Source organism: Calyptranema fuscum S582 (assembly GCF_055793305.1).
The window spans coordinates 32,152-56,243 of the sequence record NZ_JBSLYH010000048.1 but is presented as its reverse complement, the minus strand read 5'-3'; the positions used below and the strand labels follow the sequence as shown (position 1 = coordinate 56,243).

19 protein-coding genes and 1 tRNA gene are annotated in these 24,092 nt (G+C 48.4%); 9 read left to right on the top strand and 11 right to left on the bottom strand.

Going from position 1 to position 24,092, the window contains the following annotated elements:
• Nucleotides 1-245: 245 nt before the first annotated feature.
• Nucleotides 246-995, bottom strand: coding sequence for a hypothetical protein (locus tag ACR6Z4_RS25515; protein WP_479720156.1), 750 nt, complete (start codon nucleotides 993-995; stop codon nucleotides 246-248).
• A 257-nt stretch (nucleotides 996-1,252) separates the two neighbouring features.
• Between ACR6Z4_RS25515 and hisH the strand changes: the two genes are divergently transcribed.
• Nucleotides 1,253-1,903, top strand: a complete 651-nt coding sequence (hisH, locus tag ACR6Z4_RS25510; protein ID WP_479720155.1) for an imidazole glycerol phosphate synthase subunit HisH — start codon at nucleotides 1,253-1,255, stop codon at nucleotides 1,901-1,903.
• A gap of 754 nt (nucleotides 1,904-2,657) precedes the next feature.
• On the opposite strand, the gene ACR6Z4_RS25505 is transcribed toward hisH, so the two are convergent.
• Both ACR6Z4_RS25505 and ACR6Z4_RS25500 read right to left on the bottom strand, forming a co-directional pair.
• Nucleotides 2,658-3,452, bottom strand: a complete 795-nt coding sequence (locus tag ACR6Z4_RS25505; RefSeq protein ID WP_479720154.1) for a DUF5602 domain-containing protein — start codon at nucleotides 3,450-3,452, stop codon at nucleotides 2,658-2,660.
• Between the two features lie 261 nt (nucleotides 3,453-3,713).
• A complete protein-coding gene (locus ACR6Z4_RS25500) occupies nucleotides 3,714-4,178 on the bottom strand; it encodes a hypothetical protein (protein WP_479720153.1) in 465 nt (154 codons plus the stop codon).
• Between the two features lie 733 nt (nucleotides 4,179-4,911).
• On the opposite strand from ACR6Z4_RS25500, the gene ACR6Z4_RS25495 reads away from it, so the two are divergent.
• Both ACR6Z4_RS25495 and ACR6Z4_RS25490 read left to right on the top strand, forming a co-directional pair.
• Nucleotides 4,912-6,225: a glycosyltransferase family 4 protein gene (locus ACR6Z4_RS25495; protein ID WP_479720152.1), complete on the top strand. Its 1,314-nt coding sequence runs from the start codon at nucleotides 4,912-4,914 to the stop codon at nucleotides 6,223-6,225.
• 463 nt (nucleotides 6,226-6,688) lie between these two features.
• The gene (locus ACR6Z4_RS25490) at nucleotides 6,689-7,687 is read left to right on the top strand and encodes a putative 2-dehydropantoate 2-reductase (RefSeq protein ID WP_479720151.1); all 999 of its coding nucleotides are present in this window, start codon (nucleotides 6,689-6,691) and stop codon (nucleotides 7,685-7,687) included.
• Between the two features lie 378 nt (nucleotides 7,688-8,065).
• Here ACR6Z4_RS25490 and ACR6Z4_RS25485 read toward each other — a convergent pair whose 3' ends face one another.
• The gene (locus tag ACR6Z4_RS25485) at nucleotides 8,066-9,394 is read right to left on the bottom strand and encodes a class I SAM-dependent methyltransferase (RefSeq protein ID WP_479720150.1); all 1,329 of its coding nucleotides are present in this window, start codon (nucleotides 9,392-9,394) and stop codon (nucleotides 8,066-8,068) included.
• A 96-nt stretch (nucleotides 9,395-9,490) separates the two neighbouring features.
• Here ACR6Z4_RS25485 and ACR6Z4_RS25480 point away from each other — a divergent pair, with 96 nt between their 5' ends.
• Both ACR6Z4_RS25480 and ACR6Z4_RS25475 read left to right on the top strand, forming a co-directional pair.
• Nucleotides 9,491-10,978 (top strand): DASH family cryptochrome, encoded by a 1,488-nt coding sequence (locus ACR6Z4_RS25480; RefSeq protein WP_479720149.1) that lies wholly within the window; start codon nucleotides 9,491-9,493, stop codon nucleotides 10,976-10,978.
• 58 nt (nucleotides 10,979-11,036) lie between these two features.
• Nucleotides 11,037-11,109: transfer RNA gene (locus tag ACR6Z4_RS25475), tRNA-Val, on the top strand.
• A 147-nt stretch (nucleotides 11,110-11,256) separates the two neighbouring features.
• Here ACR6Z4_RS25475 and ACR6Z4_RS25470 read toward each other — a convergent pair.
• The 7 genes from ACR6Z4_RS25470 to ACR6Z4_RS25440 all read right to left on the bottom strand — a co-directional run bounded on the left by ACR6Z4_RS25470 (nucleotide 11,257) and on the right by ACR6Z4_RS25440 (nucleotide 18,460).
• Nucleotides 11,257-12,045 carry a hypothetical protein gene (locus ACR6Z4_RS25470; RefSeq protein WP_479720148.1) on the bottom strand — a complete coding sequence of 263 codons (789 nt, stop codon included), beginning with the start codon at nucleotides 12,043-12,045 and terminating at the stop codon, nucleotides 11,257-11,259.
• A 150-nt stretch (nucleotides 12,046-12,195) separates the two neighbouring features.
• On the bottom strand, nucleotides 12,196-13,236 hold the full coding sequence (locus ACR6Z4_RS25465; protein ID WP_479720147.1) for a cysteine hydrolase family protein: 1,041 nt from the start codon (nucleotides 13,234-13,236) through the stop codon (nucleotides 12,196-12,198).
• Nucleotides 13,237-13,358: 122 nt separating this feature from the next.
• Entirely contained in the window at nucleotides 13,359-15,296 is a 1,938-nt protein-coding gene (locus tag ACR6Z4_RS25460) for a hypothetical protein (RefSeq protein WP_479720146.1), read from the bottom strand.
• A 62-nt stretch (nucleotides 15,297-15,358) separates the two neighbouring features.
• Nucleotides 15,359-15,904, bottom strand: a complete 546-nt coding sequence (locus ACR6Z4_RS25455) for an opioid growth factor receptor-related protein (protein WP_479720145.1) — start codon at nucleotides 15,902-15,904, stop codon at nucleotides 15,359-15,361.
• 160 nt (nucleotides 15,905-16,064) lie between these two features.
• Complete coding sequence (locus tag ACR6Z4_RS25450) at nucleotides 16,065-16,847, bottom strand: ADP-ribosylglycohydrolase family protein (protein WP_479720159.1); 783 nt, start codon at nucleotides 16,845-16,847, stop codon at nucleotides 16,065-16,067.
• Nucleotides 16,847-17,701: a protein phosphatase 2C domain-containing protein gene (locus tag ACR6Z4_RS25445; RefSeq protein ID WP_479720144.1), complete on the bottom strand. Its 855-nt coding sequence runs from the start codon at nucleotides 17,699-17,701 to the stop codon at nucleotides 16,847-16,849. Before ACR6Z4_RS25445 ends, ACR6Z4_RS25450 begins: the two co-directional genes overlap by 1 nt.
• Before the next feature lie 186 nt (nucleotides 17,702-17,887).
• Nucleotides 17,888-18,460 carry a metal-dependent hydrolase gene (locus ACR6Z4_RS25440; RefSeq protein ID WP_479720143.1) on the bottom strand — a complete coding sequence of 191 codons (573 nt, stop codon included), beginning with the start codon at nucleotides 18,458-18,460 and terminating at the stop codon, nucleotides 17,888-17,890.
• A 196-nt stretch (nucleotides 18,461-18,656) separates the two neighbouring features.
• On the opposite strand from ACR6Z4_RS25440, the gene ACR6Z4_RS25435 reads away from it, so the two are divergent.
• The 4 genes from ACR6Z4_RS25435 to ACR6Z4_RS25420 all read left to right on the top strand — a co-directional run bounded on the left by ACR6Z4_RS25435 (nucleotide 18,657) and on the right by ACR6Z4_RS25420 (nucleotide 23,964).
• Nucleotides 18,657-19,871 carry an anion transporter gene (locus tag ACR6Z4_RS25435; RefSeq protein WP_479720142.1) on the top strand — a complete coding sequence of 405 codons (1,215 nt, stop codon included), beginning with the start codon at nucleotides 18,657-18,659 and terminating at the stop codon, nucleotides 19,869-19,871.
• 126 nt (nucleotides 19,872-19,997) lie between these two features.
• Nucleotides 19,998-20,387 (top strand): cupin domain-containing protein, encoded by a 390-nt coding sequence (locus tag ACR6Z4_RS25430; RefSeq protein WP_479720141.1) that lies wholly within the window; start codon nucleotides 19,998-20,000, stop codon nucleotides 20,385-20,387.
• Between the two features lie 686 nt (nucleotides 20,388-21,073).
• On the top strand, nucleotides 21,074-22,693 hold the full coding sequence (locus ACR6Z4_RS25425; RefSeq protein WP_479720140.1) for an ammonium transporter: 1,620 nt from the start codon (nucleotides 21,074-21,076) through the stop codon (nucleotides 22,691-22,693).
• A 437-nt stretch (nucleotides 22,694-23,130) separates the two neighbouring features.
• Nucleotides 23,131-23,964, top strand: coding sequence for an SGNH/GDSL hydrolase family protein (locus ACR6Z4_RS25420; protein ID WP_479720139.1), 834 nt, complete (start codon nucleotides 23,131-23,133; stop codon nucleotides 23,962-23,964).
• Nucleotides 23,965-24,092 lie beyond the last annotated feature (128 nt).

The window sequence follows — 24,092 nt, the reverse complement described above, 5'->3', positions numbered from 1 at the left end:
TAAAAAGATGAAAGATGACGAGCGTCGCATCATGGAATATCAACTGGAACAGGTCAGTGATGCCGAAGAGTTTATGGAAGAATGTGCCATGTTAGACGGTTTTACGGCTACGTTTGAAGCGTTGTAATACAGCCGTATACATCGATGCGTTTAGATTCTTGTTCTTGGTAGCAGGGTGCACGTTCGTCACGTACAGAAACGGGTAGAGCGCCATATCCTACGCCAGAATGCAGGAGGATGCTGGTCTAAGTATTAATCCGGGTTCGATATTTAGGTGGCACCCTGATACAGTGCGGATCGAGGAAATCGATTAAATCGATCAGCTTGCTGTGAATGACAACAAGCCTTGCTGCCTGCACCTGCGGTGCATTTCCCATAATATCGATATCCTGTTTTAGCTTTGTAAACCAATTGGCAAATTCCGGGTCACCCATTTTCTTCACGAAGGTTGCGTAACCGATGCAATCATATCCAAGCGCTTCATCGCTGGCACGAGAAACTGTCATGATTTCGCCGATCGCTCGCTGTTCGCCATTATGGAGTTGAAAGGTGCTTTCAGGTTTGAAGTGACCAAATGCGTGATTGATATTGACCAAGAGTTCACTCAATCGACGATTTTGCTCCAGATCGCCCAAATCTAAAAACTGAACTTCTCGGCGGAGAATCTCTACCCATGCTAAATACTCGGCAACCACATAGAGGGTGTTGTTGACGGCATAACTCTGTGCGGCTGGGGATTGATGATAAAACCGTCCTAAAAATTCATGCTGATGAATGTTGTACAAACGGCTCTGAAGATCGATCGCTGAGCGTAATAGCGGATCTCGGTATTTAGACATCAAAGCAGCCGTCTGAGCTTCACGTGATTCAGCTTCACGTTGCTTGGTCAGTTGATCGGTTAATCGGGTAACGCGAGTTTGACCGTAAATACTGATCACTGCACTAATCACCGCAACGATCGCAGCAATGATTGCGGTAAGAACTTCAGGCGTCATCACGTTTGATTATGAAATTGCTTCTTTGATCATTTGAATCTTACTTGATCTGAAATGTATAGCGGTGCGCACGTTGGTTAAATACAGAAAACGGTGTGATGGGGTGCTCCGCGCCCCATCACACCGGATTGAATCAACCTGCACAGCGTTATGTAGCAATCCTAAATCAGCTGTGAAAGCGATCGCCCCTCTTGATCTCAGCAGGGCTAACGCTATAGTAAGTGTGTGTCCGTCACGAAATATTAAAGGATAGGGGCATGACTGTAATTGCTGTTGTGGACTATGACATGGGAAACCTGCACTCTGCCTGTAAAGGCTTAGAAAATGCCGGTGCTATTCCCAAAATTACTGACTCTGCGAAAGAATTAGAGCAAGCCGATGCAGTCGTGCTTCCGGGGGTTGGAGCCTTTGACCCGGCAATTCAACATTTGCGATCGCGTGATTTGATCCAGCCAATCAAAGATGTCATTGCCAGCGGCAAACCCTTCCTGGGCATCTGTCTGGGCTTACAAATTTTGTTTGACGGTAGCGAAGAGGGCAAGGAATCCGGATTAGGTGTGGTTCCTGGCATGGTCAGACACTTTCGCCCAGAACCCGGCATCACCATTCCCCATATGGGTTGGAACCAACTGGAACTGACCCAACCCGATTTACCCTTGTGGGATTCATTGGTTCCCGATCCCTGGGTTTATTTCGTCCATTCTTATTATGCTGATCCCCTAGATCCCAGCGTCAATGCCGCGACGATCACCCACGGCACTCAAACGGTGACAGCGGCGATCGCCCAACGCAACTTAATGGCAACCCAGTTTCATCCTGAAAAATCTTCTACCGCAGGCTTGCAAGTGTTGTCTAACTTTGTCGTGCTGGTCAAACAGCAGCAATTGGTTGGATCAACAGCCTCCTGATCAAGCGCGATCGCAAGCAATCCACAACCCTTCATCTATCTTTCGTGAATGTACGTGACTGGAAAGGATGGTGTGATGAATCAGCATTCTTCTAAACACCCATTTCAGACCTCAAACATTCTATTCCCGATCCAGTTCAATCCTTAAGATTAGATAAAATTACGTAGCGTCTAAATTGACCCAAAAACTACATCACTGGCGAAACACCCGTAAATCTACCCAGTCTTGGGATAGCGGGTGTTTATTTTTGGGAAATGTTTCGGATCGCAATAGGCACAACAAAGAGGCATCATATTGACAGGGTTGCATTCTATCGAAAAAGCATATGGAAGTCTTTCTCTCAGCTGTCATTTTTGTCACATCTGTTTTGTCGAACGGGTATTTACTGATCGATGCTCCAACTCACTCTCTTCCCGATCTACAAAGTAAAAATCCACCCTGCGAAACTGAGGGATGCTATTAAAGGCGATCGCCTATCTCATCAGTACCAAATTATGACATCTGGTTACGGCGGCTAAAAACAATATTAATTGAGCTAAATATGAAGATTGGACAGGGAAACCACGTTTCCCTGTCCAATCGTTGTGCTGTTTAGCTAATCCCGATCTCTGGGGATCGTTGATTGAATACCCTCCCAGGTTTATAGCAGTGTGCACGTTCGTTAAGGAGAGAAACGGTGTGGTGGAGCGCTCCGCACTCCACCACACCATACTGAATCAGCCTGCACAGCACGCTATATGGTTGAGGTGTGATCCTAAGGTTGACTGTCTGCAACTTCGGCAGCCGGGCGCGCCGATCGCAATGTCAAATCGCCCAAAGACACTCGATAGTCCTGGCTTGCCGCGTCATAGGTGAGGCTATAGGTGGTTGGATAAAACCGCCCTTGGGCATATTGAGCGGGTAAAGCGATCGGTTGGGAAAAAGACTGCTGGCTTTCTAACATCTCCTGCGAAATCATGGGTTCTAAAAACGTCATTTCTCCGTTATGAAACCCGTAGATAAAGGTGTAGTCAAACCCGTGCGGCTGTCCCTGAAATTCTGTAGCTCCGGGATTAATCCAATGCACCCCCTGCTTAGGCACACCGCTATCAGGAGCCATAATATAGCCTGCCGGGATCAGCTCTGGGGCAGGAGTTGCATAGGTTCTGGCAACATCCGCACCCCGCACTGTAATTTGTTGCGATCGCTCTGGGCTAATGGTGTAAAAGTGAAAGTCAAAATGCGGACTGCCGTAGATGGGATTGGGATCATGACCATGCGGGTTCCAATCTAAGCCGACATGGGTAAATGCCGTGAGATAGCCCTGCGGCGGTAACGACAAATTCACTTCTGTCATCTCTGTTGGTAAATTAGACAGCGCATCTGCCGATAAAACAACGCCAATTTCTGTTGGATACCCGTGTTCATCGAGGGTGATAAAACAACGTGCCGTTCCCTCACCCAAGGGTTGTGGATCGCCCAGTATCGTTTCAGCGCGAACGAGTTGTGCCGTTGTGGTCACCAAGGCGGTGGTCAGTGCAGCGATCGCCAATTTTTGTGTAATGTGCATTTTAAATTCCTCAGGATTATGCCATATAGCGCTTTGCGTCGAGATAGATTATGGCTGTTGAGAGAGAGCCGCGCTCCGCGCGGCTCTCTCTCAACCATTTGGACGTTACGCCATTGAAACTTGCTATAAAACAATGCAGATTATATAGTGCTGTGCGGGTTGATGCAGTCCGGTGTTGTGGGGCACGGAACGCCCCACAACACTGTTTCTGTACTTAACCAATGTGCGCACTGCTATAAAGACTCGTTTGAAAAGGCTGCTTTAAGCTGCTGCCGTTGCTAGCAATTGTTCCCAGTTTTGGGGTGTCATAAATCGGGTGTAGCGATCGCTCATCTCAGGAGATAGCAGTTCTAGCAGCAGTCGGTTTTCGACCCACAGTTCAATCACATCAAACACATCCCCCCGATTACAGTACAACACCCGCCAACCTTCACGTTGGGCGATCGCTTCAATCTCAGTCCGAGTTGTGGGGACGGAGACGGCGGCATGAGTGGCACTAAAGGGCGAAGGATTGGCGATCGCCTGGGCAGTCACTTCTGTTTCACCCGGCATTAACTCATACCCCAGAGGCGCAATCTCAATGGCTGTACCAAACGCATCATTGGCAAGAACAATATAGGCACCTGGGAAGGGTGGAAAGGGAAAAGCTTGCCCACGCCAGATTTCAGCGATCACAGAGGCAACGTGAGCAGGATTTTCAGCCGCAATCGAAATGTGATGAAGCATAGTATGTATCGTTCCTTAAACGCTTCTGACGATGACCACAATAGGGTTTGAAGTAACTCTATCTGGCATCCTAAAATGCAATCGAGAAGAAGTAGAGAAGCGAATGAAGAGAACGTTGTATTCCCTATAGCGTCGCGCCTAGCTAGAACCAGATTATGGTTTGAAACCCATACCTCACGTGGCTTTCAAACTATCATCTGTACTCCACGTGATTGAAAATTTCTATGAGACCTTAAGCGTTTGAAAACCTCCGAAACCTGACGCCTTGCCCTTTTTGAGCGAGCGACGGCAGAGCCGTCGCTCGCTCAGAAAGAATTGGAGGGTATGCTATCCACAATCCGTCTTAACGAAAATTTTACAGAACAGAAAAACCTAGCGTTGAGTTTGTGATTTGGCTAATGAAGGGTGGGTAAAATCTCACGTTAAAACAACACCAGACGCGAAAATATCCGGATTTAGGGTAGTGCCAGCGAAGATGAAAATTAAGGCACCTATCGCAAGATTGCAACCCAATCAAAAACTTGGATTGCCGTCTTTATGCACGATCACGCTCCATATTCAAGACATTTGAGAGTCTATTTCAAACGCTGTCAGACCTATTATTTTCTACTTAAGAGTATAAAAAATAATATCTGAAATAGATTCTTCATCCTCGTCTACAACAGGGTTGTTCTCTATCCGTTCAAACACACTGGATATCAGATTTGCTGTATTAAAACAGCGACTCACTAGAATGCGAAAAAAACATCCTGAAGTCCGTTCAAGCTCGATCAAACTATCCATTGCTACTCAATTTTATCCACCTGACTATGCTGCAACTGGGCAATTAATTGAAGAGTTAGCTCATCAATTAGGGCAACAGGGAATTCAAGTTAAGGTATTCACAGGACAACCGGGGTATGCTTTTCAAAACGAATCTGCACCTAACGTCGAATCGTTTGATTACTTGACGGTTAAGCGATCGCGTACTTCAAGACTTTGGGCAAAACGAATTCGAGGAAAAGCCATTAATGGCTTTTTATTTTGCCTGCGTACCCTGCTTTATTTCCTCAATCAATCAAACCGAGGTGACATCTTATTACTAACAACAGCACCTCCGTATTTGCCAGCATTAGGATATTTCATTCATTTATTATTTGGCATTCCTTACATCTGCCTGATTTACGATCTGCATCCTGATATTGCCGTACAACTGAATGTCGTATCTCCTCAACATTGGCTCATTCATCTGTGGACGTTTCTGAATAAGAAGACATGGGAACATGCTCAAGAATTAATCGTTCTCAGTTCTACGATGCGAGATCGAGTTGTGGCAAGTTGTCCGACTGTGATCGATAAAATTTCGGTCATTCATAATTGGGCAGATCCCAACAAAATTGTACCGATCGCCAAAGAACACAATTGGTTTGCGAAAACCCATGATTTAACCGAAAAATTTACCGTTCTCTATTCGGGCAACATGGGGCGGTGTCATGACATGGACACGATTCTGGCAACTGCAATCCAACTTAAAGATGAGCCGATTCAGTTTGTATTTATTGGCGATGGGGCAAAACGTCAGGAATTTATCGATCGCGTTGATGCCATTAAGCTATCGAACTGCCGCTTCTTGCCCTATCAGTCTCAACAGGTTTTGCCCTATTCTCTAACGGCGTGTGATCTGACCCTGGTTAGCATTAGCACGGGCATGGAAGGCCTGGTCGCACCCAGTAAGTTTTATAGCAGTTTGGCAACTGGGCGACCCGTCGCGGTCATCTGTGAGGCTCATTCTTATTTGCGTCCCATCCTGACCGAAGCAAATTGTGGCAAAGCGTTTGCCCATAGCGATAGTGCATCACTTGCCAATTTTATTCGTTGGTTAGCAAAGCATCCTGAAATTGCTCGCCAGATGGGAAAAGCCGGTCGGCTCTATTTGCGATCGCATTTCACACCCGAAATTATTGCTCAACAATATTCACAGGTCATCCGGCGGGATGTGCAACGGCAGCAAAAGCGATCGCTTAAACACATCATGTCTCCCAATAAAGTCAACCCCGTCCGCCTCTAAGGATCACAGATTAATTAACCTGTAATTCTTTTCGAAAGAGCGGCGGCGGAGCCGCGCTTCCCAAAATAACCGTCCGGGTTTTATTAAATCCACGATCCTACGTGAACCCGACAGGTGAACAGGCTGCTTATGATTGCGTCGGTTCTCTGCGATCGCGAAGCACTATAGCGATCCTGAGTCAGTTGTGAAAGCGCCCGCCCGAAGGGCGGACGCTTTCACAACCGATCATTTTCACAAATCAAATAGGATTGCTATATAACAGCTATCAAGCACTTGAAATAATGATGGCTGTTGTGTGAGAGCCGCGCAGAGCGCGGCTCTCACACAACACCGTGTATTTCATGCCATTGAGAATTGATATAGTTTGGAAGGTGGAGTTTTTCGTCAGAAAAACTCCACCTTTTTGAATGGGAGTTGGGAGGTCGATGACAATGGTGCAGTTCAATCACGGGAGTAGGTTGCCATGACCAGCTTTCCCAATGCCACGGCAGCCTCAAGACACTATGCAATTCTTGGTACTGGGGCGCTGGGTGGGTTTTATGGGGCGCGGCTACAGCAGGCAGGGGCAGACGTTCACTTTTTGCTACGCAGTGATTATGAGTATGTGCGGCAGCATGGTTTGGTGGTGGATTCTCCCGATGGTAACTTCTCGCTGCCTAACGTTCATGCCTATGCGAATGTGTCTGAGATGCCGCCCTGCGATGTGGCGATCGTGGCACTGAAAACCACCCAAAATCACCTGCTTCCCCAGTTGTTACCCCCCGTTGTTAAACCCGATGGAGTGGTGTTGGTGCTGCAAAATGGGTTGGGCATAGAACCGGATGTTGCCGCTATTGTGGGTGCCGAGCGCGTCATGGGAGGGTTATGCTTTCTTTGTTCGAATAAAGTTAAACCGGGCTATATTCATCATTTGGATTACAAAAAAGTGGCATTGGCTGACTATGCTCCGGGATATGAACCCGTAGGAATTACGCCTCGAATGCAAGCGATCGCCACTGATTTTGAACGTGCTGGCATCCCGATCGATTTGGAACCTGATTTGTTTCTGGCACGCTGGAAAAAATTGGTGTGGAATATCCCCTTTAACGGACTGTCGGTTGTTCTCAATGCCACCACCGATCAAATGATGGCAGATCCCCATATTCGTGAACTGGCAGAACAATTAATGACGGAAGTCGTAGCCGGTGCATCGGCTTGTGTGCAACATTCTGCAACCCCAAACGATCGCCATATTCCAGATACCTTTATTCATACCATGCTCGATCACACCGCCAAGATGAAACCCTATCGCACCAGCATGAAAATTGATTATGACGAAGGGCGATCGCTAGAAGTCGAAGCTATTTTTGGCAATCCATTGCGAACAGCTCAATCTGCCGGAGCAACGCTACCTAAAATCCAAATGCTCTATCAACAATTGAAATTTTTAGACACACGAAATATAGCACGTCTCAATCGTTGATGAACTCAAAGGATCGTGGATTTAATAAAACCGAAGATTTATTTTTGGAAGCGCGGCGGAGCTGCGCTTCCAAAAATAAACGTCCGGGTTTTAATTAATTTGTGATCCAAAAGGAATGGGTATAGCCATCTCAATGGGGCGCGCGAGCGAGTTTAACTCAAGTTGTGTTGCCTGAGGGTCTGTTTAAAGGTTGTTTTTTCGTGGTTATTTTTTCGTGCGCGAAGCGCACGAAAAAATAACCCTCTTAGCGAGTTTTAAAACATACCTTTGCATAGGAGCTTGGCATTTAGTAAACCATCTTTCATTGATCTCGAAAATCCTTGCCCAAATGCTAAGCCTTTACAGGATTTGATGGCTCTGACACAAAATTCATCCCAATTAGAATTTCTCCAATAGCACATATAAAAAGACTTCTAATTGTGTTAGCAACGTTATCACTTCTTGATAGGCTGTTTCATATGAAGTTGCTGCTAACGTTACCAGATTACACGGCTTTATTTTAAGCCAGCGCTCCACTAAAATGGGGACGGGTTGAGGACTTTCAAATAGAGGTAATAAACACGCAGCCAAACTACTTTCGATTGAAAATGACCTGTTGACTGGAAAGCTGAGATGATGACTAATATCAACAGATGTTTGCTGGGAAATGCACTCCATCCAATGGGTTTTGATTGAATCATAGTTGAGTTGGGGATGAAGATGAACCCGAACTGAATTCCAATCTGAAACCTGCCATTCGCTGACGGGCAAATGAGGTTGTGCTTGGTCAGGATGACCGCACCAAAAATCGAGTAGGCGATGAATGGGTTGTAATAACTCGAATAAATGCAATTTTTGTTCGGTCGTCAATTCAGGAATTCCTAAACCCCACAGAATCGGCAAATCATCTGGATTTTGGAATAGATCTATTAGCTCCCAATGTCGCCAATTGACCATACTGATAAATTCCAGATCAGATTGTTGAAGTAGGTTAAATAAATCAGGAATGGTGTATCCTTTATCTCCCTGAAATAGATAGTTCATCAATAAGACTTGTTTGCTGTCTGATTGCTCATAAGCCCCAGTCCAGGTTCTTGCTTTTAAATTAACCTGATCTTTCAAGGCTTTTATGGCATCGATCGCCATTTCCATTTCCATCTCTTCAGGGTTATGGTCTAGCAAGCCCATCAGTTTAAAGACTCGCTGAACCCGAAAAATATCGGCTCTTTCTAAAGCGCTGTGGAGATTGCCTCGAATGATGCCATGAGGTTTAAGAACTAACTTAAACGTTTGTAATGCACTCAGTGGATCATCCAATAAATACAGCACATCATCACAATTGATGTAATCAAACTTCAAGCCCAAGATGGGTAAATCTTGAATTCCGATCGTATGGAATTCTGTATTACCAAATCCATGAAATGTGAGTCGCGCCTGGGCAAGATCGACCGAGTTTTTGGATAAATCAATTCCGACAATTTTGGCATTGGGGTTTGCCTCTGCCAGAATCAAAGATTTATAGCCTGTTCCACAACCCGCATCTAAAATCAGGGGTTTATCAACGGGAGGAAGTGCCTGATTTCTCAGATAAAAGGATGTGATCCAATTATGGACGTATAGAGTATTAAAATCTCCTTTTGGAGAATTTTCTAGTGGAACATTGGGGTAGGGGCTAAAGTCAAATTGCTGGCGAATTTTTTCTAGGAGTTCAGACGATTCGTTGCCCATATGCTAAAACCCTATAACGTAAAGAGATGAGGGTATGCACTAATTTTTGAATTGTAAAACATATCATAGCTAAAGCAAGTTTGAAAGAGTCCTACTTTGACCAAATCAACTATTCTCCTGTGGTATCGCAATGACCTGCGACTGCATGACCACGAACCTTTGTCTCGAGCGATCGCTGCTGCTACTCAAATTATTCCCATTTACTGCGTTGACCCCCGGCAATTTGGGCAAACTGGTTTGGGTTTCCCGAAAACCGGGGCTTTTCGGGCACAGTTTTTATGGCAGAGTATTGCTGATTTGCGGCAGCAGTTGCGGTCGCGTCAGAGTGATCTGATCCTGCGTCAGGGTTTCCCCGAAGTCCTGATTCCCCAATTGGCTGAACAATTTGGCATCACCGCTGTCTACTACCACCAGGAAGTGACCCGCGAAGAACGTGCAGTTGAGGCAGCGCTGACCACTGCTCTACAAAAAATCGGCGTTACCTACCAAGCCTTTTGGGGACAGACCCTGTGCCATCCTGACGATCTCCCCTTCAAGATCACAGCATTGCCAGATGTTTTTACCCACTTCCGTAAAGCAGTGGAGCCAACGTTGCCCGTTCGAGCAACTCTGCCAACCCCCACCCTTTTACCCTGCCTGCCTGCGATCGCCCCAGGAGAACTACCTTCCCTCTCCGAATTAGGATTGCGATCGCCCACCTGTGATCCGCGTGCCGTTCTTCCCTTTACCGGCGGCGAAACGGCTGGCATGGCTCGGTTGCACGACTATTTTTGGACACGCGATCGCCTCAGGGTTTACAAAGACACGCGCAATGGGTTGCTGGGTGCCGACTATTCTTCAAAATTTTCGCCCTGGTTAGCATTGGGGTGTCTATCGCCCAGGTTCATCTATGAGCAAGTGCAATCCTATGAACAACAGCGGGTGCAAAATGATTCGACGTACTGGCTCGTGTTTGAACTGTTGTGGCGCGATTATTTCCGCTTTGTTTGTGCCAAATATGGCGATCGCGTATTTTATCCATCGGGATTGCAATCACTAGCGATCGCCTGGAAGCAAGACTGGCAACGATTTGAGCAATGGCAACAGGGTAAAACAGGGTTCCCCTTGGTTGACGCCAATATGCGAGAACTGGCAGCCACCGGATTTATGTCTAACCGGGGCAGACAAAACGTTGCCAGCTTTCTCACCAAAAATCTAGGGATCGACTGGCGCATGGGAGCCGAATGGTTTGAATCGCTGTTGATTGACTATGACGTATGCAGCAACTACGGCAACTGGAACTATGCCGCAGGCATTGGCAACGATGCCCGCGGGTTTCGCTTTTTCAACATTCTCAAACAAGCCAAAGACTACGATCCGCAAGGTGCCTATGTAAAACACTGGCTACCCGAACTGGCAGCCCTGCCCAGCTCAACTATTCATCAACCCTGGACCTTGTCACGGGCTGAACAAACCCAATTTCACGTTAGATTGGGAGTTGATTATCCTAACCCCATCGTGGATTTGTTCCAGTCTGCCAAAGCCAACGAGCAAATCTATCGTGACGCTATGGCAAGAAAAAAGTTCGTAGACACTAATTTTTGATCAGTTGATAAACTTGCGCAAATGATCTGCTACTATATAAATCGCTGTGCAAATGCACGGGCGGTTAGCTCAGTTGGTAGAGCGCCTGCCTTACAAGCAGGATGTCACTGGTTCGAGTCCAGTACTGCCCATTTTTGAATTACTGTTATGGCTCAATAGCCCATTCAGGGAACTGTACCGCGAGAGCGACCAACAGCCTTTCATCAAATTGGCATGGACGTTTTAAAAGTCATCCCGCCATCATCACAAGCGTATGCGCCGCTCCCTGACACATTGACTCATGCACCAAAGCCTCCCAGCGATGTTTGGCTGAAGCTTCCGGCACTCTGACTGGCACGGACTGCGGATTGCGAAAATACCTGGAAGGCATTGCGGATGTCTTTTTGGCTGTTGCCGGGAGTCAGAATCCATTCATCCCGAATCCCCATGTCCTGGAAGACCTGGCGAAAATCGGTGCGACTGTCGTCAATTCCCATTGCCGCAATAATATGGTTTTCTGCCATCAGCATATCTTGGGCGATCGCCTTTACTGTTTTTGCTGTTGCGTGGCTGGAATGGGCATCGGCTCCATCGGTAATAATTAACGTTACCGTTCGCACAGGGACGCCGTTATCTGAAAATTCCTGGGCTTTGGCAAGCACCGTTCCGAGTAAAACTACCGTTTGGTCGTAGAGCGGTGTCCCCTGGTCGGGGTTGTAGTTGTGGTTGTCCATCCGCACAGCTTGAGCTACAGGACAATAGGGATACAGGACAAAACCGTTGAGATAGCGATTGTGGACTAATACATTGTCTTTTTGGTTGGAATTCAGCAAGGCATCTAAAACGGTGTTGTGCCCTGCTCGCACAATGGCATCGTTGCCCCCATAGCGGATCGACCCCGAATCATCGGGCATGAGGGTGACCAAAACGACTTCACTTGCCATCACATCATCGACTGAAATGCCTAAGCCTGCCTGGATTTGAGCGCCAATATCCAGGACATTGAGGGCATTGAGAGATGCGGCTGAAAGTAAGCCTTCGGCTTGGGCTGATTGAAAGAGCTGGTTGAAATTTGGAGCGTGAGACATAGGTTTTCTCTTGATTGTTGGGGTAAAGATGACACGTTAAACTGGGGAATTCTCATGGGGTTTGACTGAATCCGGGTATGAGTTGGAGGGTGAAACGGAATGGTTCATAGTCCAACTCATCCTCAAGATCCACCAGGCCGCGCTGGCAAATTAAAGCGTCACACCTGCCCAGTCGGCGATCGCTTGAGTAGAGTTGACAATATGCATTCCAGCCTGCGCAAATCGTTGGAATGCCTGGTTGGCGGCGTCAGTGAAGTCCACGACACCCGGAACGACGACGGGTGAGGTGCAATCTTCTAGCAGATACACTTTTTTTGCCAGGGTTGGATCTTTTGCCTGGATTTCGGTTAACAGATCATCAATCGTCCAGGCAACGCAGTGGCTTTTGGCTTGTCCGGCAATGATGACGACATCAAATTCCAGGAGCTTTTGGATAAACCGGGTATTTTTTTGGGCAATGGGGCGACCGTCGGGACCCTCCAGCACTTCAGGACGCAGGACGGAATAGTTTTCGGTGAGTGGGTTGCCACCTTTGATTTCAAAGTTAGTTTGGCTATTACGAGCAATGTTGTGAAAGAAACACGCGTCTTCGACGGCTGATACCAGGGCATGACCGATGCCACCCAGCATGGCATGATAGCCCCAAATGGTGAGGGGATATTTGCCATCGTTGCTGAGGCGTTTGACATAGTGATGGGCATAGTGTTGCAATGCCATGTAGTTGCCTTTGGTCAGGCTATAGGCGATCGCTGGATTGACCTTCCATTTCCCCTCTTGCACATCGTCTAAGGAAATCATCGTCATGGGTGCAGGATGTTCACCGGCATCGTTCAACCAAAACGCGGCATGAAAGATTTGTAGAGTGGTGTGGGTGTCCATCGTCGGCGCAATTTCGGTAATCACGCCTAAGTTGCGATAGATAAATTCGCACAGCCGAATGTTGTCGTCTACAGCACCCCTGCCGGATTGTCCGCCGACAAAGAGTTCAAAATCGGGGATGCAAAAAGTATTTTGCGCATCGATCACCATTAAACAAATGCGAGTTTTATCTTTGGCAGCCGGTTGGATCGAGTGCTGTTTTGCCCACTGTTTGGCTTGTGTGGCACGGTCTTGGTAGGGGACGCGCCAGATGTCGCTGACGTGAATGGGGTTGAAGGTGCTGGGGATGGGAAGTTGGGTCAGGGTGGTCATAATAAGTCTCCAGGGTTTATTGAGTGGGTAGGGTGTGTTAGGCGCAGCCGTAACGCACCATTTTTTGAGCGGTCATTGTTTAATGGGTGTCATGTCTTGGGGGCTAGCCTCCAAACCCTGTTTCAGCTGAGTTGGAGGTGGTAGATCTGGTGGGGGTGAATGACGTATAAACCGTGTTGCCCTGCCAGAAGTTGGGAGTGGCTGTCAACAAAGGGTTCGGTGTCGGGAAAGGTTTTGCTGAGTAGAAGTTGTCCGTTGAGCGGCTCGATGCGGATGATGCCGTCGTCGGTGGCAGCTAGGAGAAAATTGCCGACGGCACAGTAGGGGCAGGTTTGAGTGTGCGATCGCCCATTCCCCAGGGTTGCTAACCAGTGATCATCTCCTTGCACCGCTTGCGCCTGAGCGATGACGCTGCCATCGGCATGAATCACAACACAGCGATAGTGAAGCTGACCCCGTTCTTGGGTGGTGAGGAATAACCAGAGGCGATCGCGGCTGAAGGTGCAGGTGGTATCGATCAATTGCCCTTGCCAGGTGGGAAGATTGACACGGTCGTTGATACCGGGTCGGTGGGCATCAAATACAAAGGCAACCTTGAGATCGCCAGCGCAATAAAATCCAAATCCGAAGTGAGAACCGACCCAAAAATGGGTTTGTCCGGCGAGTACATCGCCGATATAAGCCTGGGGATAGGGAGTGGGAAAAAGGCTGTGGGACGTATGGAGCAATTGCCCTTGATGAATCCAGTAAATATCAGACTCGTTGGTGTCAAATAGGGGAGTATGGGTTTGGCTATCGACAGCAATGCGTTCTGGAGTAGATAGTTCGCTACTAGTGGATGAATTGCGACCTAACAGCACAACCTGCCCCTGATATCCCAGCCATGTGGTCTTGCCCTGAATGCGCCAGCGTAAGTGAGGATGGCGATCGCCAGTTAACACCACAGAGCTATCTTCGCGTTTGAACTGACCCTGATCGTGGTAGAGCCAATGCAGCTGATCTTGCGTTACGGACGCCACTACAATAACGCCATCTGTGCGGAATAAATAGGTGGCTGTGACCGTTCCTCTGACCGTTTTTGAGGTCGTTGATCGAGAGGGAATCGAGTGTAGACTAAGGCACTGGGGACAGCTTGGACGAGCGTGTTCTTGACCACAGTGGGTGCAAGTTTGCCAGCGTAAATTTTCCAGGAGCGATCGCGGAAATTCACCTCTCTGATCGTGTTCAAATACCTGATGAAAGTAATGAAGTAAATCATCGGATAAAACTGTGTAAGGAATTGCAGGTTTGGGATATTTAACGTCTGGATGAAAGATCGTGATGCGATGCAGCGATCGTGCCGTTTGCACGATTCGTTTCGTTGTATTCTGAGGCTTATAGACACCACCATAGGGTTCAACAAAGAGTAGACACTGCATCAGCATCACTGTAAAGGCATACCAATCGGAGTCAGTAGTATGAGGCTGCTGTAGAATCGGTTGGGTAGCGTGGGGGTCGCACAACAGTGGATCGACAAACCGTGCGGTAAACACCGTGCAGGGAAACCCACCAAATTGAAAAGAATCAGCGTCAATCAGGTAAGCGTCCGTACCTTTCACCAGCACATTTAGATCATTGAAATCGCCGATCACCACTCCGGCAAAATGCAATTTAGCAACAGTGTCGTGTAAATCTTGAAAAATATCGACAACGGTCGCATGGCTGATGCCCGATTGGCGAAAGCTGCGTTCGCTATAGCGCAGTAACAGGTCGGCTCCGGTCATAAAAGACATCGTGTAGCCCAGGATCTGTCCGGTTTTATCCGTGGCTAAGGCGGTGGGAGCGATGACCCGTTGAGGTAAATGCTGGGGAAATTGGGGTAGTTTTTGCTGATGGCGAGCGAGGCGATCGCGTGCGGCGTGTTGTTCGTGGGGAAAGGCTTGGTAATCGGGGTGATGGGGTGGTTTAAACAACTTCAAGACGGTTCCATTCCCGATATCAAAAATATCGGCTTCACCCCCTTTGGCGATCGCCTGGGTCGGCTTTAATCGTAGTTTTTTCCCATTGATAAAAATGTCCATAGGAAGATGGAACCACTGGTGAGCGTGGTTGATAGAGTAATCATGTTGAGTTGAGCAGCGTTTTAGGGTTCTATCGGAGGGATAACTTTTGTCACTGCTTCGCGCCAGAAATCATACGTGCGATCGCCAATACTGTGGCTATGCGTTTGATACACTTGATCTAATGCAACAAACAAGGCTTGAGCGTAATCTTCCAGCCCCAATAAGCGTAAACTGGTTAAAATTCGCGTCAATCTTAAGTAGTTATGGTTGCTTAGCTTAAGCCAATGCAAACTACGATTTGAAGTGCGTTCTAAGAGTTCTACGGCAACTTGATGATCGGCAGTGATTTGACGCTGAAACCCGTAAAATTTGAGCATGACTAGGAGCGATCGCTCTACACGCTGTTGTAAATCAGGATGCGTTCTAAACGTCTTCATATCTGCCTGAGTTAATACAGGAGCGTGACGATTAAATTGACTCCGTTCTGGTAAAGGAAACAACCATTGGATGTAGTCGTGAACCCCTTCCAACTGGCGAGACTGCCATCCCCAAATCTCATCAATCATCCGTCCGGTAGCGTCCGGAGCCTGACCCCAATAAAAATCCACAAGCGGTGAATTTGCCATTGTCTTTGGACTCCTTACGGTTCAACGTCTAAATGCTACGCCCTGACAAAATTGGATGGTTAAGAATCACAAATTAATTAAAACCCGGAAGTTTATTTTTGGAAGCGCGGCTCCGCCGCGCTTCCAAAAATAAATCTTCGGTTTTATTAAATCCACGATCCTAAGGCATGACACCATATCGAGCCATAAATAATTCGGTGGTTTGACGCAGAAACGGATCTAAACGATTCAATACCTCTAAGGCGATCGCCTCTGGAACATTGCCATAAAAGGCGTGGGCAATTCCCCCAGTAATGCAGGTCAACGTATCTGAATCACCTCCTAACGACACGGCGTTGCGAATGGCATCTTCAAAATCAACGGATGCCAAAAAAGCAATCAGGGCTTCTGGCACTGTTTCCTGACAGGATTCATTGAACTGATACAGCGGACGAATGTCATCCAGCGATCGCCTCAAATCGTAACCAAACTGAGATTCGATATAGGCCTGGATTTCCACCTTACTGCGCCCCTGACGTGCCAGGAAAATGGCAGCAGCGGTTGCCTGAGCCCCCTTAATCCCTTCGGGATGGTTATGGGTAACGGCTGCCGTTCGTTCTGCTTTGTGCAAGACAGTATCCAAGTCCTCAAAGGCAAACCCGATGGGGCTGACCCGCATCGCCGACCCATTGCCCCAACTGTGGTAGGGTGCGGATTGCGGCGATGCTGCCCAGGCTGCAAACCGGGCACCATATCCCCCCATGGGGTTGGGATAGCGCTGATAATACTGCTTAAATGCTGTTCCATACTCACCGCCATTGAGCAGCACATCCGCCACCGCCACTGTCAAAATGGAGTCATCCGTAAAACTACTGGTGGCGTTAAATAGCTGAAAGTCCTTGGTCTTGCGATTGTTAAACTCATACACTGAGCCAATCATGTCACCTGCGATCGCTCCCAACATCACCGCTTTCCTCTCATCACGATCAAGGTCGTATCATCTGGCAACCATCCTCCTTCTCGCCTGATCTGCTGAGTCTGCCAATCAGGCTGGTTCACCTCCCGATTGATCAACGATAACCGGCGGCGGATCTGATCGGGATTGGTGAAGTAGCGATCGCGTTGCCAAAATTGCGCGATCGCTCCGATCGGTTCTGACTGTCCCGGTAGAGATTGATCGGCGATCGCGATTAAATCATCTACCCCATCCGTGCCAATTAAGAGAGACTGCACCGTTTCGGTAGGCACGGTGCGATAGAGGTGAAACTGCAATTGGTCGGGTGGAAATGGGAGAGTTTCCAGCAATGCGTATGCCAGATAGGGCGGGGCATTGTTAGAAAATTTGGGCAGGGGAATGGCGTCGCCGTTTAGCCGCATCACCCCATCGCCATTGCCAAACAACACCGTTATCGTGTCGGTGATCAGAACCCCAACCGTGGTGAAGAGCAGATACTCTTGCACAATTTGGCAGATGGCTGTGCCGGGGTTTGCTCCAGACCCATCTGCGCCCAACAGCATCACCAGATCCTTCAGCCGATAGAGAACGGATCGCCAAACCGAGTGCCAAAACTCCTGGCTATCACACGCTTCGGTCTGTGAAACGTTAAGCCAGGTTTGATGCAGGGTGTTGACAATGATGTGTGCCCCCAATTTGGCTCCCACTTCACTGTGCCGACCGCTGCCGCAGCCATCACAGACGACGGCGATCGCACATTGGTCTGTCATCAAGCTGTAGTAAGCATCCTGATTGTTTTTTCCTAAGCGGAGATGGTCCCTCCCAATGACCGAACCTGTGGCGATCTCAAATCGTTGTTTCATGGGATTTTTGTGTTCTTATAACACCTATCTTAGTGTTCAAAAAACACGATGTCAACTTTATCTATAAGTTGCTCTCTCTTGCCTTGTCAGCCTTGATCTTCAGGATCTCTGGTTGCTGATGGCTCTCCCAAGACCTCCGAGGTTTTCGAAAACCTCGGAGGTCTTATGTTCCGAAGCACTCGTCCCTCAGCCGTGTTTTAGCTTGCGTAAAGAGCGATAAATCCGAGGGGTGAGGAGATAGAGTAGACACCCGATGTCCATGATTTGCTCAAACCGTTGCACTTCTCGTCCAAAATAGCGATCGTCCCAATAGCTAATGGCACTACGAAATCGAGTCGTCCAATCAAACGGAAAAAAGATCAGCGGTCCATCATCAACATGGGTGAAAATATCCACCACAGAATGCCATAAACAGGCGAGAAAAAACCAAAATAGCCAGCGTTGAGGAGACCCAATCTGACGACGCGATCGCCACACGATGGCTAACCCTAATAGCAACAATAAAGGTGCGTGCAAAAAGTTATGGGCTGCCAGCCATACCGGGTTATGAAAGTACAGATCGTCAAACATCAAATGGGCAATGGCTGACATATCCCAACCCAGCCCATAGTGAAGGTATAACCCCCCACCCCCGGACAACAACCACAGGGGCAGATCGGGCGCAACGGAACCCAACAAAAAGGCGCTGGTCACAATGGGAACTCGGGGCAATGCCTGGTTAAGTGTCGCCGTCATGAGGAAATGGGTGGGAGTATTCATCCGCAATCTCACTGCTCCAGCTAATGGGGGGTGGGTGGTGCCGTGCAAGCGCTCCACAACTCTACAATCAAAGACACCATGATAAGGATCGCAAATGAAATAACCTGTAATTCTGTTTGAGAGAGCGACGGCGGAGCCGTCGCTCTCTCAAACAGAATTGGGTTTTATTAAATCCACGATCCTAAAGACACCATGATTGGGGGAAATCGTTTTGCTGGCGGTGCTACAACTGGTTCTTCAATATGGACTGTTAGGACTAACATATCTGGGGCTGGGGTTAGGTAAATTGCCTGGTTTACGGATGAATCGCCCGACGATCGCCCTGGTAGGGTCTGCCTTACTTGTGGCGTTGGGTGTCTTGACACTGGACGATGCCTGGAATGCGATCGATCCGGCAACCATCGTCTTTTTGCTCAGCATGATGATTGTCAATGCTCATCTGTCCTACTCCGGGTTTTTTCAACTGGCACTGGTTTCATTATTGCGGTTAACTTCCAGTCCCTTTGGCTTGCTGACTCTGCTTAGCTTTGGCAGTGGCATTTTGTCAGCTTTTTTTCTCAATGACACGCTGGCAATTGTTTGCACTCCCTTAACGCTGACTTTGACCCAAGCCCTCCGACTCAATCCGGTGCCCTATCTACTGGCGATCGCTGCTGCTACCAACATTGGCTCCGTGGCAACCCTCAGCGGCAATCCCCAAAACATTCTCATTGGCTCCTTCTCTCACATCGGCTATCTCAGCTTTGCCCAGGCGCTTGCGCCGGTTGCCCTGATGGGATTGGTCTTACAACTCATCCTGCTGGCGTTGGTTTATCCAGAAGTGCGATCGCTCCAACCTCACCCAGACCTGCCCAAACTGCGTTATCGACTGATCAAACCCCTGTTGACTAAAACGGTCGTAATTACCACAGGGCTATTGCTGGCGTTCGCTCTGGGTGCGCCGCTGGGTGTGTCAGCCCTGACGGCGGCGGCGTTGCTGTTAATCACCCGTCGCGTCAAACCCAACCGCGTCTTGAAAGAGGTGGATTGGAATTTGCTCGTCCTGTTTTCTGGGTTGTTCATTCTCACCACGGCGACGGAAAAAATGGGGTTGCTGACCGTGCTAACGCCGTTTGCCAGTTCATCTCTGGGCTTATTGAGTGTCGTCACCGTGCTATCTAACTTGATTTCCAACGTTCCTGCCGTCCTCCTGCTGCAACCGCTGATCGACCCGACAGACACTCATGCCTGGTTACTCTTAGCCGCAGGCTCAACGCTTGCCGGGAATATGACGATCTTCGGCTCTGTTGCCAACTTAATTGTGGTCGAAGCCGCTGCAAACTTAGGCTATACGCTAACATTTTGGGAACATTTACGATTTGGCTTGCCCTTAACGCTGTTGACGCTTATCCTTGCCTACAGCTTGATTTAAGCTGGGTTGATTGATCGCAATTTTCAATGGCGTGAAGTGTAAGCTGTGGTGTGAAAGCCGCGCGGAGCGAGGCTCTCACACCACACCTGTTATTGATAACTAGGCGCGAAGCGCTATAAAAAATTTATGCTTGTCCGCAAATTAAGCGATTGTGAAGAATTCACTGCCGGGGATGGCACACTGTTGCGTGAAATGCTCCATCCTGACAAACAGGCGATCGCCCTTCGCTATAGCCTTGCCCATGCGATTGTCCCGGTCGGTCAGACCTCCATTGCTCATTCTCTGACCACATCAGAGGTGTATTACATTCTGAGTGGGCAGGGTGAAATGCACATTGACGATGAGACTCAAGTTTTAGAACCTGGCGATACCGTCTACATCCCACCCAATGCCAGACAATTTATCCACAATTGTGGCACTGAACCCTTGATTTTTATTTGCATCGTTGACCCGGCGTGGCGCAAAGAAGATGAAACCATCTATGCCGCACCAAATTCTCCCAGCCATAGCCACTGAAGGGCTGGTTAAAACAGGGGCGCGGGGCTGTGCTCCCGGATGGGGATTCCACCCCGGCACCCCGTCTAATTCACCATTCAATTGCTATGGCAATCCCAAATGGGTTGTGAGAGGCGCACCCCGAAGGGGTGCGCCTCTCACAACCCGCCTATCTCGCGCCACAAAAAATCATGATATTTCTGGGACTACCAAAAGACTACCAAAACTAGAAAAAGTAGGATTACGGCTTTCTTGCAAACGTCACGTGACCAAATTGACGTGGGTGAGTCCGTGAGATTCAAGCAAAACCCTAAAATTCTCGAAATTCCAAATATGGCTCCAGAATTCTCTATTCCTCTCTACGAGCAAGAAAGTCCGGACTCGACCGGGGAGCAAAAAATCAAATGTATTCCACTATACAGAATTCACTTCTTAAGAATTGGTGCAATCTTTATGATTCATCTACTGTTGTAAGACCCTCCTCAGGACAGTTGTTCAAATCTGTTGACATCTGGTTTTCAGGTTGTGTGTTGGCTGCTACTGAGGTAATCCCTACTGATCGAGTAGGGGGCTGATCTCAGACTCAAGGGCTCTTTGAGATTTAATCTTTATTGATCACGATGGTTATTCCTCTGATCTAAATTCTGGAATCATTTCAATTGGTCTAAACCTTCGAGTTGAATTTGTTGCTTAAGGAACGTCCGGTAATGATGTCTAAACTAGCTCTCAAAAAAAGGAGAAGTAGAAACAGGCATACGACTTTAACGGTTAAAGTTGCTGCTGCCCATGTTTCAGACTTCTTTCAAGATCTGCCAAATTCGGTTAGAAACCTCTCTCCTAGTTGGCAAGCCTGCATTCCCCTCGCTTGCTTGATTGTCTTAGCCAGTGGCTTTGCTGCCGTCGCTCAAGACGCACCGACACTTGAAACTGTCGCGTCTAGCGTGGATGGGCTGAAAGTGGGTCTAGATACGCTCTGGGTCATGGTCGCTGCCATGCTGGTGTTCTTCATGAACGCTGGTTTTTGTATGTTAGAAACGGGTTTCTGTCGCCAGAAAAACGCCGTCAACGTGTTGGGCAAAAACCTGATTGTGTTTGCCCTATCTACCATTGCCTACTGGGTCATTGGTTGGGGTCTGATGTTTGGCGATGGCAATCCTTTCTTCGGCACCTCGGGTCTTTTCTTCCTCTCTGGAATGGATAACAGTCCGGCAACGGGCGATGCCTATGAGGGCGTCTACAACGCGATCAGCTGGACAGGTGTGCCTCTCAAGGCTAAGTTCTTCTTCCAGTTAGTATTTGCCGGAACAGCTGCAACCATCGTGTCTGGTGCGGTTGCAGAACGGATTAAATTCGTTGACTTTTTGATTTTCAGTTTGCTGTTGGTCGGCATTGCTTACCCCATTACAGGTCATATGGTTTGGGGTGGCGGTCTGCTGGGTGGTAAACTGTGGGACTTTGCCGGTTCTACCGTGGTTCACGCGGTTGGCGGTTGGGCAGCACTAATGGGGGCTGCGTTCCTCGGTCCACGGATTGGCAAGTATTCGCAAGATGGCACTCCTCAGGCTCTGCCCGGTCACAATATGAGCATTGCCACCTTAGGATGCTTAATCCTCTGGTTGGGTTGGTTTGGGTTTAACCCCGGTTCGACCATGGCGGTAGGCGATGGTTCTCTGATTGCCCATATCGCTCTGACGACCAATACGGCAGCAGCATTCGGTAGCGTTGCCGCGACTATCGTGGCCTGGTTGTACATGGGTAAGCCTGACCTGTCGATGATCATCAACGGTCTTCTGGCAGGTTTGGTGGCGGTTACAGCACCTTGCGCGTTTGTCACAGTGGGTGAGGCTGCGGTGATTGGCGCGATCGGCGGTATTTTGGTTGTCTTTGCCGTTGGCTTCTTCGATAGCTTGCGAATCGATGATCCCGTCGGGGCTATTTCTGTTCACCTGGTCAATGGCACATGGGGAACGATCGCCGTCGGTTTATTTGCCGTTGGTCCGAGTGATCAAGTGGGTGCATTGTATACCGAAGGATTTGGACCCGCCGCAGGCTTGTTCCACGGGGGTGGAGTTAGCCAACTGGGGATTCAAATCGCTGGCACATTGCTGTGTGGTTTGATTACGGTCGTCTTATCTTCGATTTTCTGGATTGTTCTGAAGGCAACTTTGGGCATTCGCGTGACTGCGGAAGAAGAACTCATGGGGTTGGATATTGGCGAACATGGCATGGAGGCGTATGCAGGCTTCGTCAAAGATTCCAGCGGTATGCCAGTGAGTTCAGTGAGCAGTGCCAGCAGTGCTGGAGGAGTGGCTGGAACAACGTTCTAATACTTATCGGTTCTCCTTTAAATAACTAACTCCAAAGTGAATGGTAGAGTTTCTCTAGGTTTTAGAGAAACTCTTTTTTGTGTAGCGTGGTACGGGTTGCTTCAGCACGGCGCTATGGGGCACTCCGTGCCTCACAACCCACTGATCTTGCAACTCATTTAGAATCGTGGATTTAATAAAACCGAAGATTTATGTTTGAACGCGCGGCTCCGCCGCGCGTCCAAACATAAATCTTCCGGGTTTTAATTAATTTGTGATCCTTAGGACGGCTATCGCAATCCTCAATTGCGCGAAGTACGAGGTATTTTGTGGGAGGTGCTATGGCGATCGCCTCATCATTAAAAATTGCTATAAATCTGAGGAAACTTTGCTGAGTTTTATCGCTAAAATCTTTTCAACGTTCTGTTCTGCTCAGCCCCATATTCTAGTTTGCTCTGGTGTCTAACTCTTTCAAACGTGTTCACACCTGGACATTAATCCTTCTAGCCGTTAATGGTGTGCTAGCCAGTGTCATGCTTCTGATTCTCTTCAGAAGTCTGGATTTTGCTCCAGGTTTTCAGGCAAACGCCTCAACCACAAGGGCGATCGCCACTAACGCTACCCCATCTCCACAACCACCTCAGTTGGGTCCCCGTCATCAACTGAGTTACCAGCAATGGGTCGATCTCCTTGCCCAAGAAGCAAAAGTCGCTGCCCAAAATAAACCGCCTCATTTGACAGTTTTGTTAGGCGACTCGTTGAGTCTTTGGTTTCCGCCGGAGTTACTCTCAGTAGAGCGAAATTGGCTAAATCAGGGGGTTTCCGGGGAAACTACAGCGGGTTTATTGCGACGGGTAGATTTACTCGACCCGACCCGACCCGAAACGATTTTTCTCATGATCGGCATCAACGATTTGATTCGGGGTGTGAGCGATGAAACGATTATTGCCAACCAACGAGAAATTATTCGGGCGCTCAAACGCGCTCATCCCCGTGCCCAATTGGTCGTGCAGTCAATTTTGCCCCATGCCGCAGAAGCCTCAACCTGGGAAGGACGCGATCGCCTGCTAGAGATCCCCAATAGTCGAATTCAGCGTCTCAACGATCGCATCAAAATTGTGGCTACGGCTGAAAAGGTCAATTACCTCGATCTTTATCCCCTCTTTGCCAATGCCAAAGGCAATCTCACGCCCTCGTTGACCACCGATGGCTTACACCTCAATGATCAGGGCTACTTAGTTTGGCGCACTGCCCTGGAACTCTATAGCCAGATGGAATTAGATCCAGAGTAGAGGCGTGATGAATTGCATCTCCACGAATTTTATGAAATGTGGCGTGAGTGCCGCGCGGAGCGCGGCACTCACATCACATTTCATCGCCCCAAATCGCGTCTCGACCGCTCCGTCCCTCTGCCTCTCAA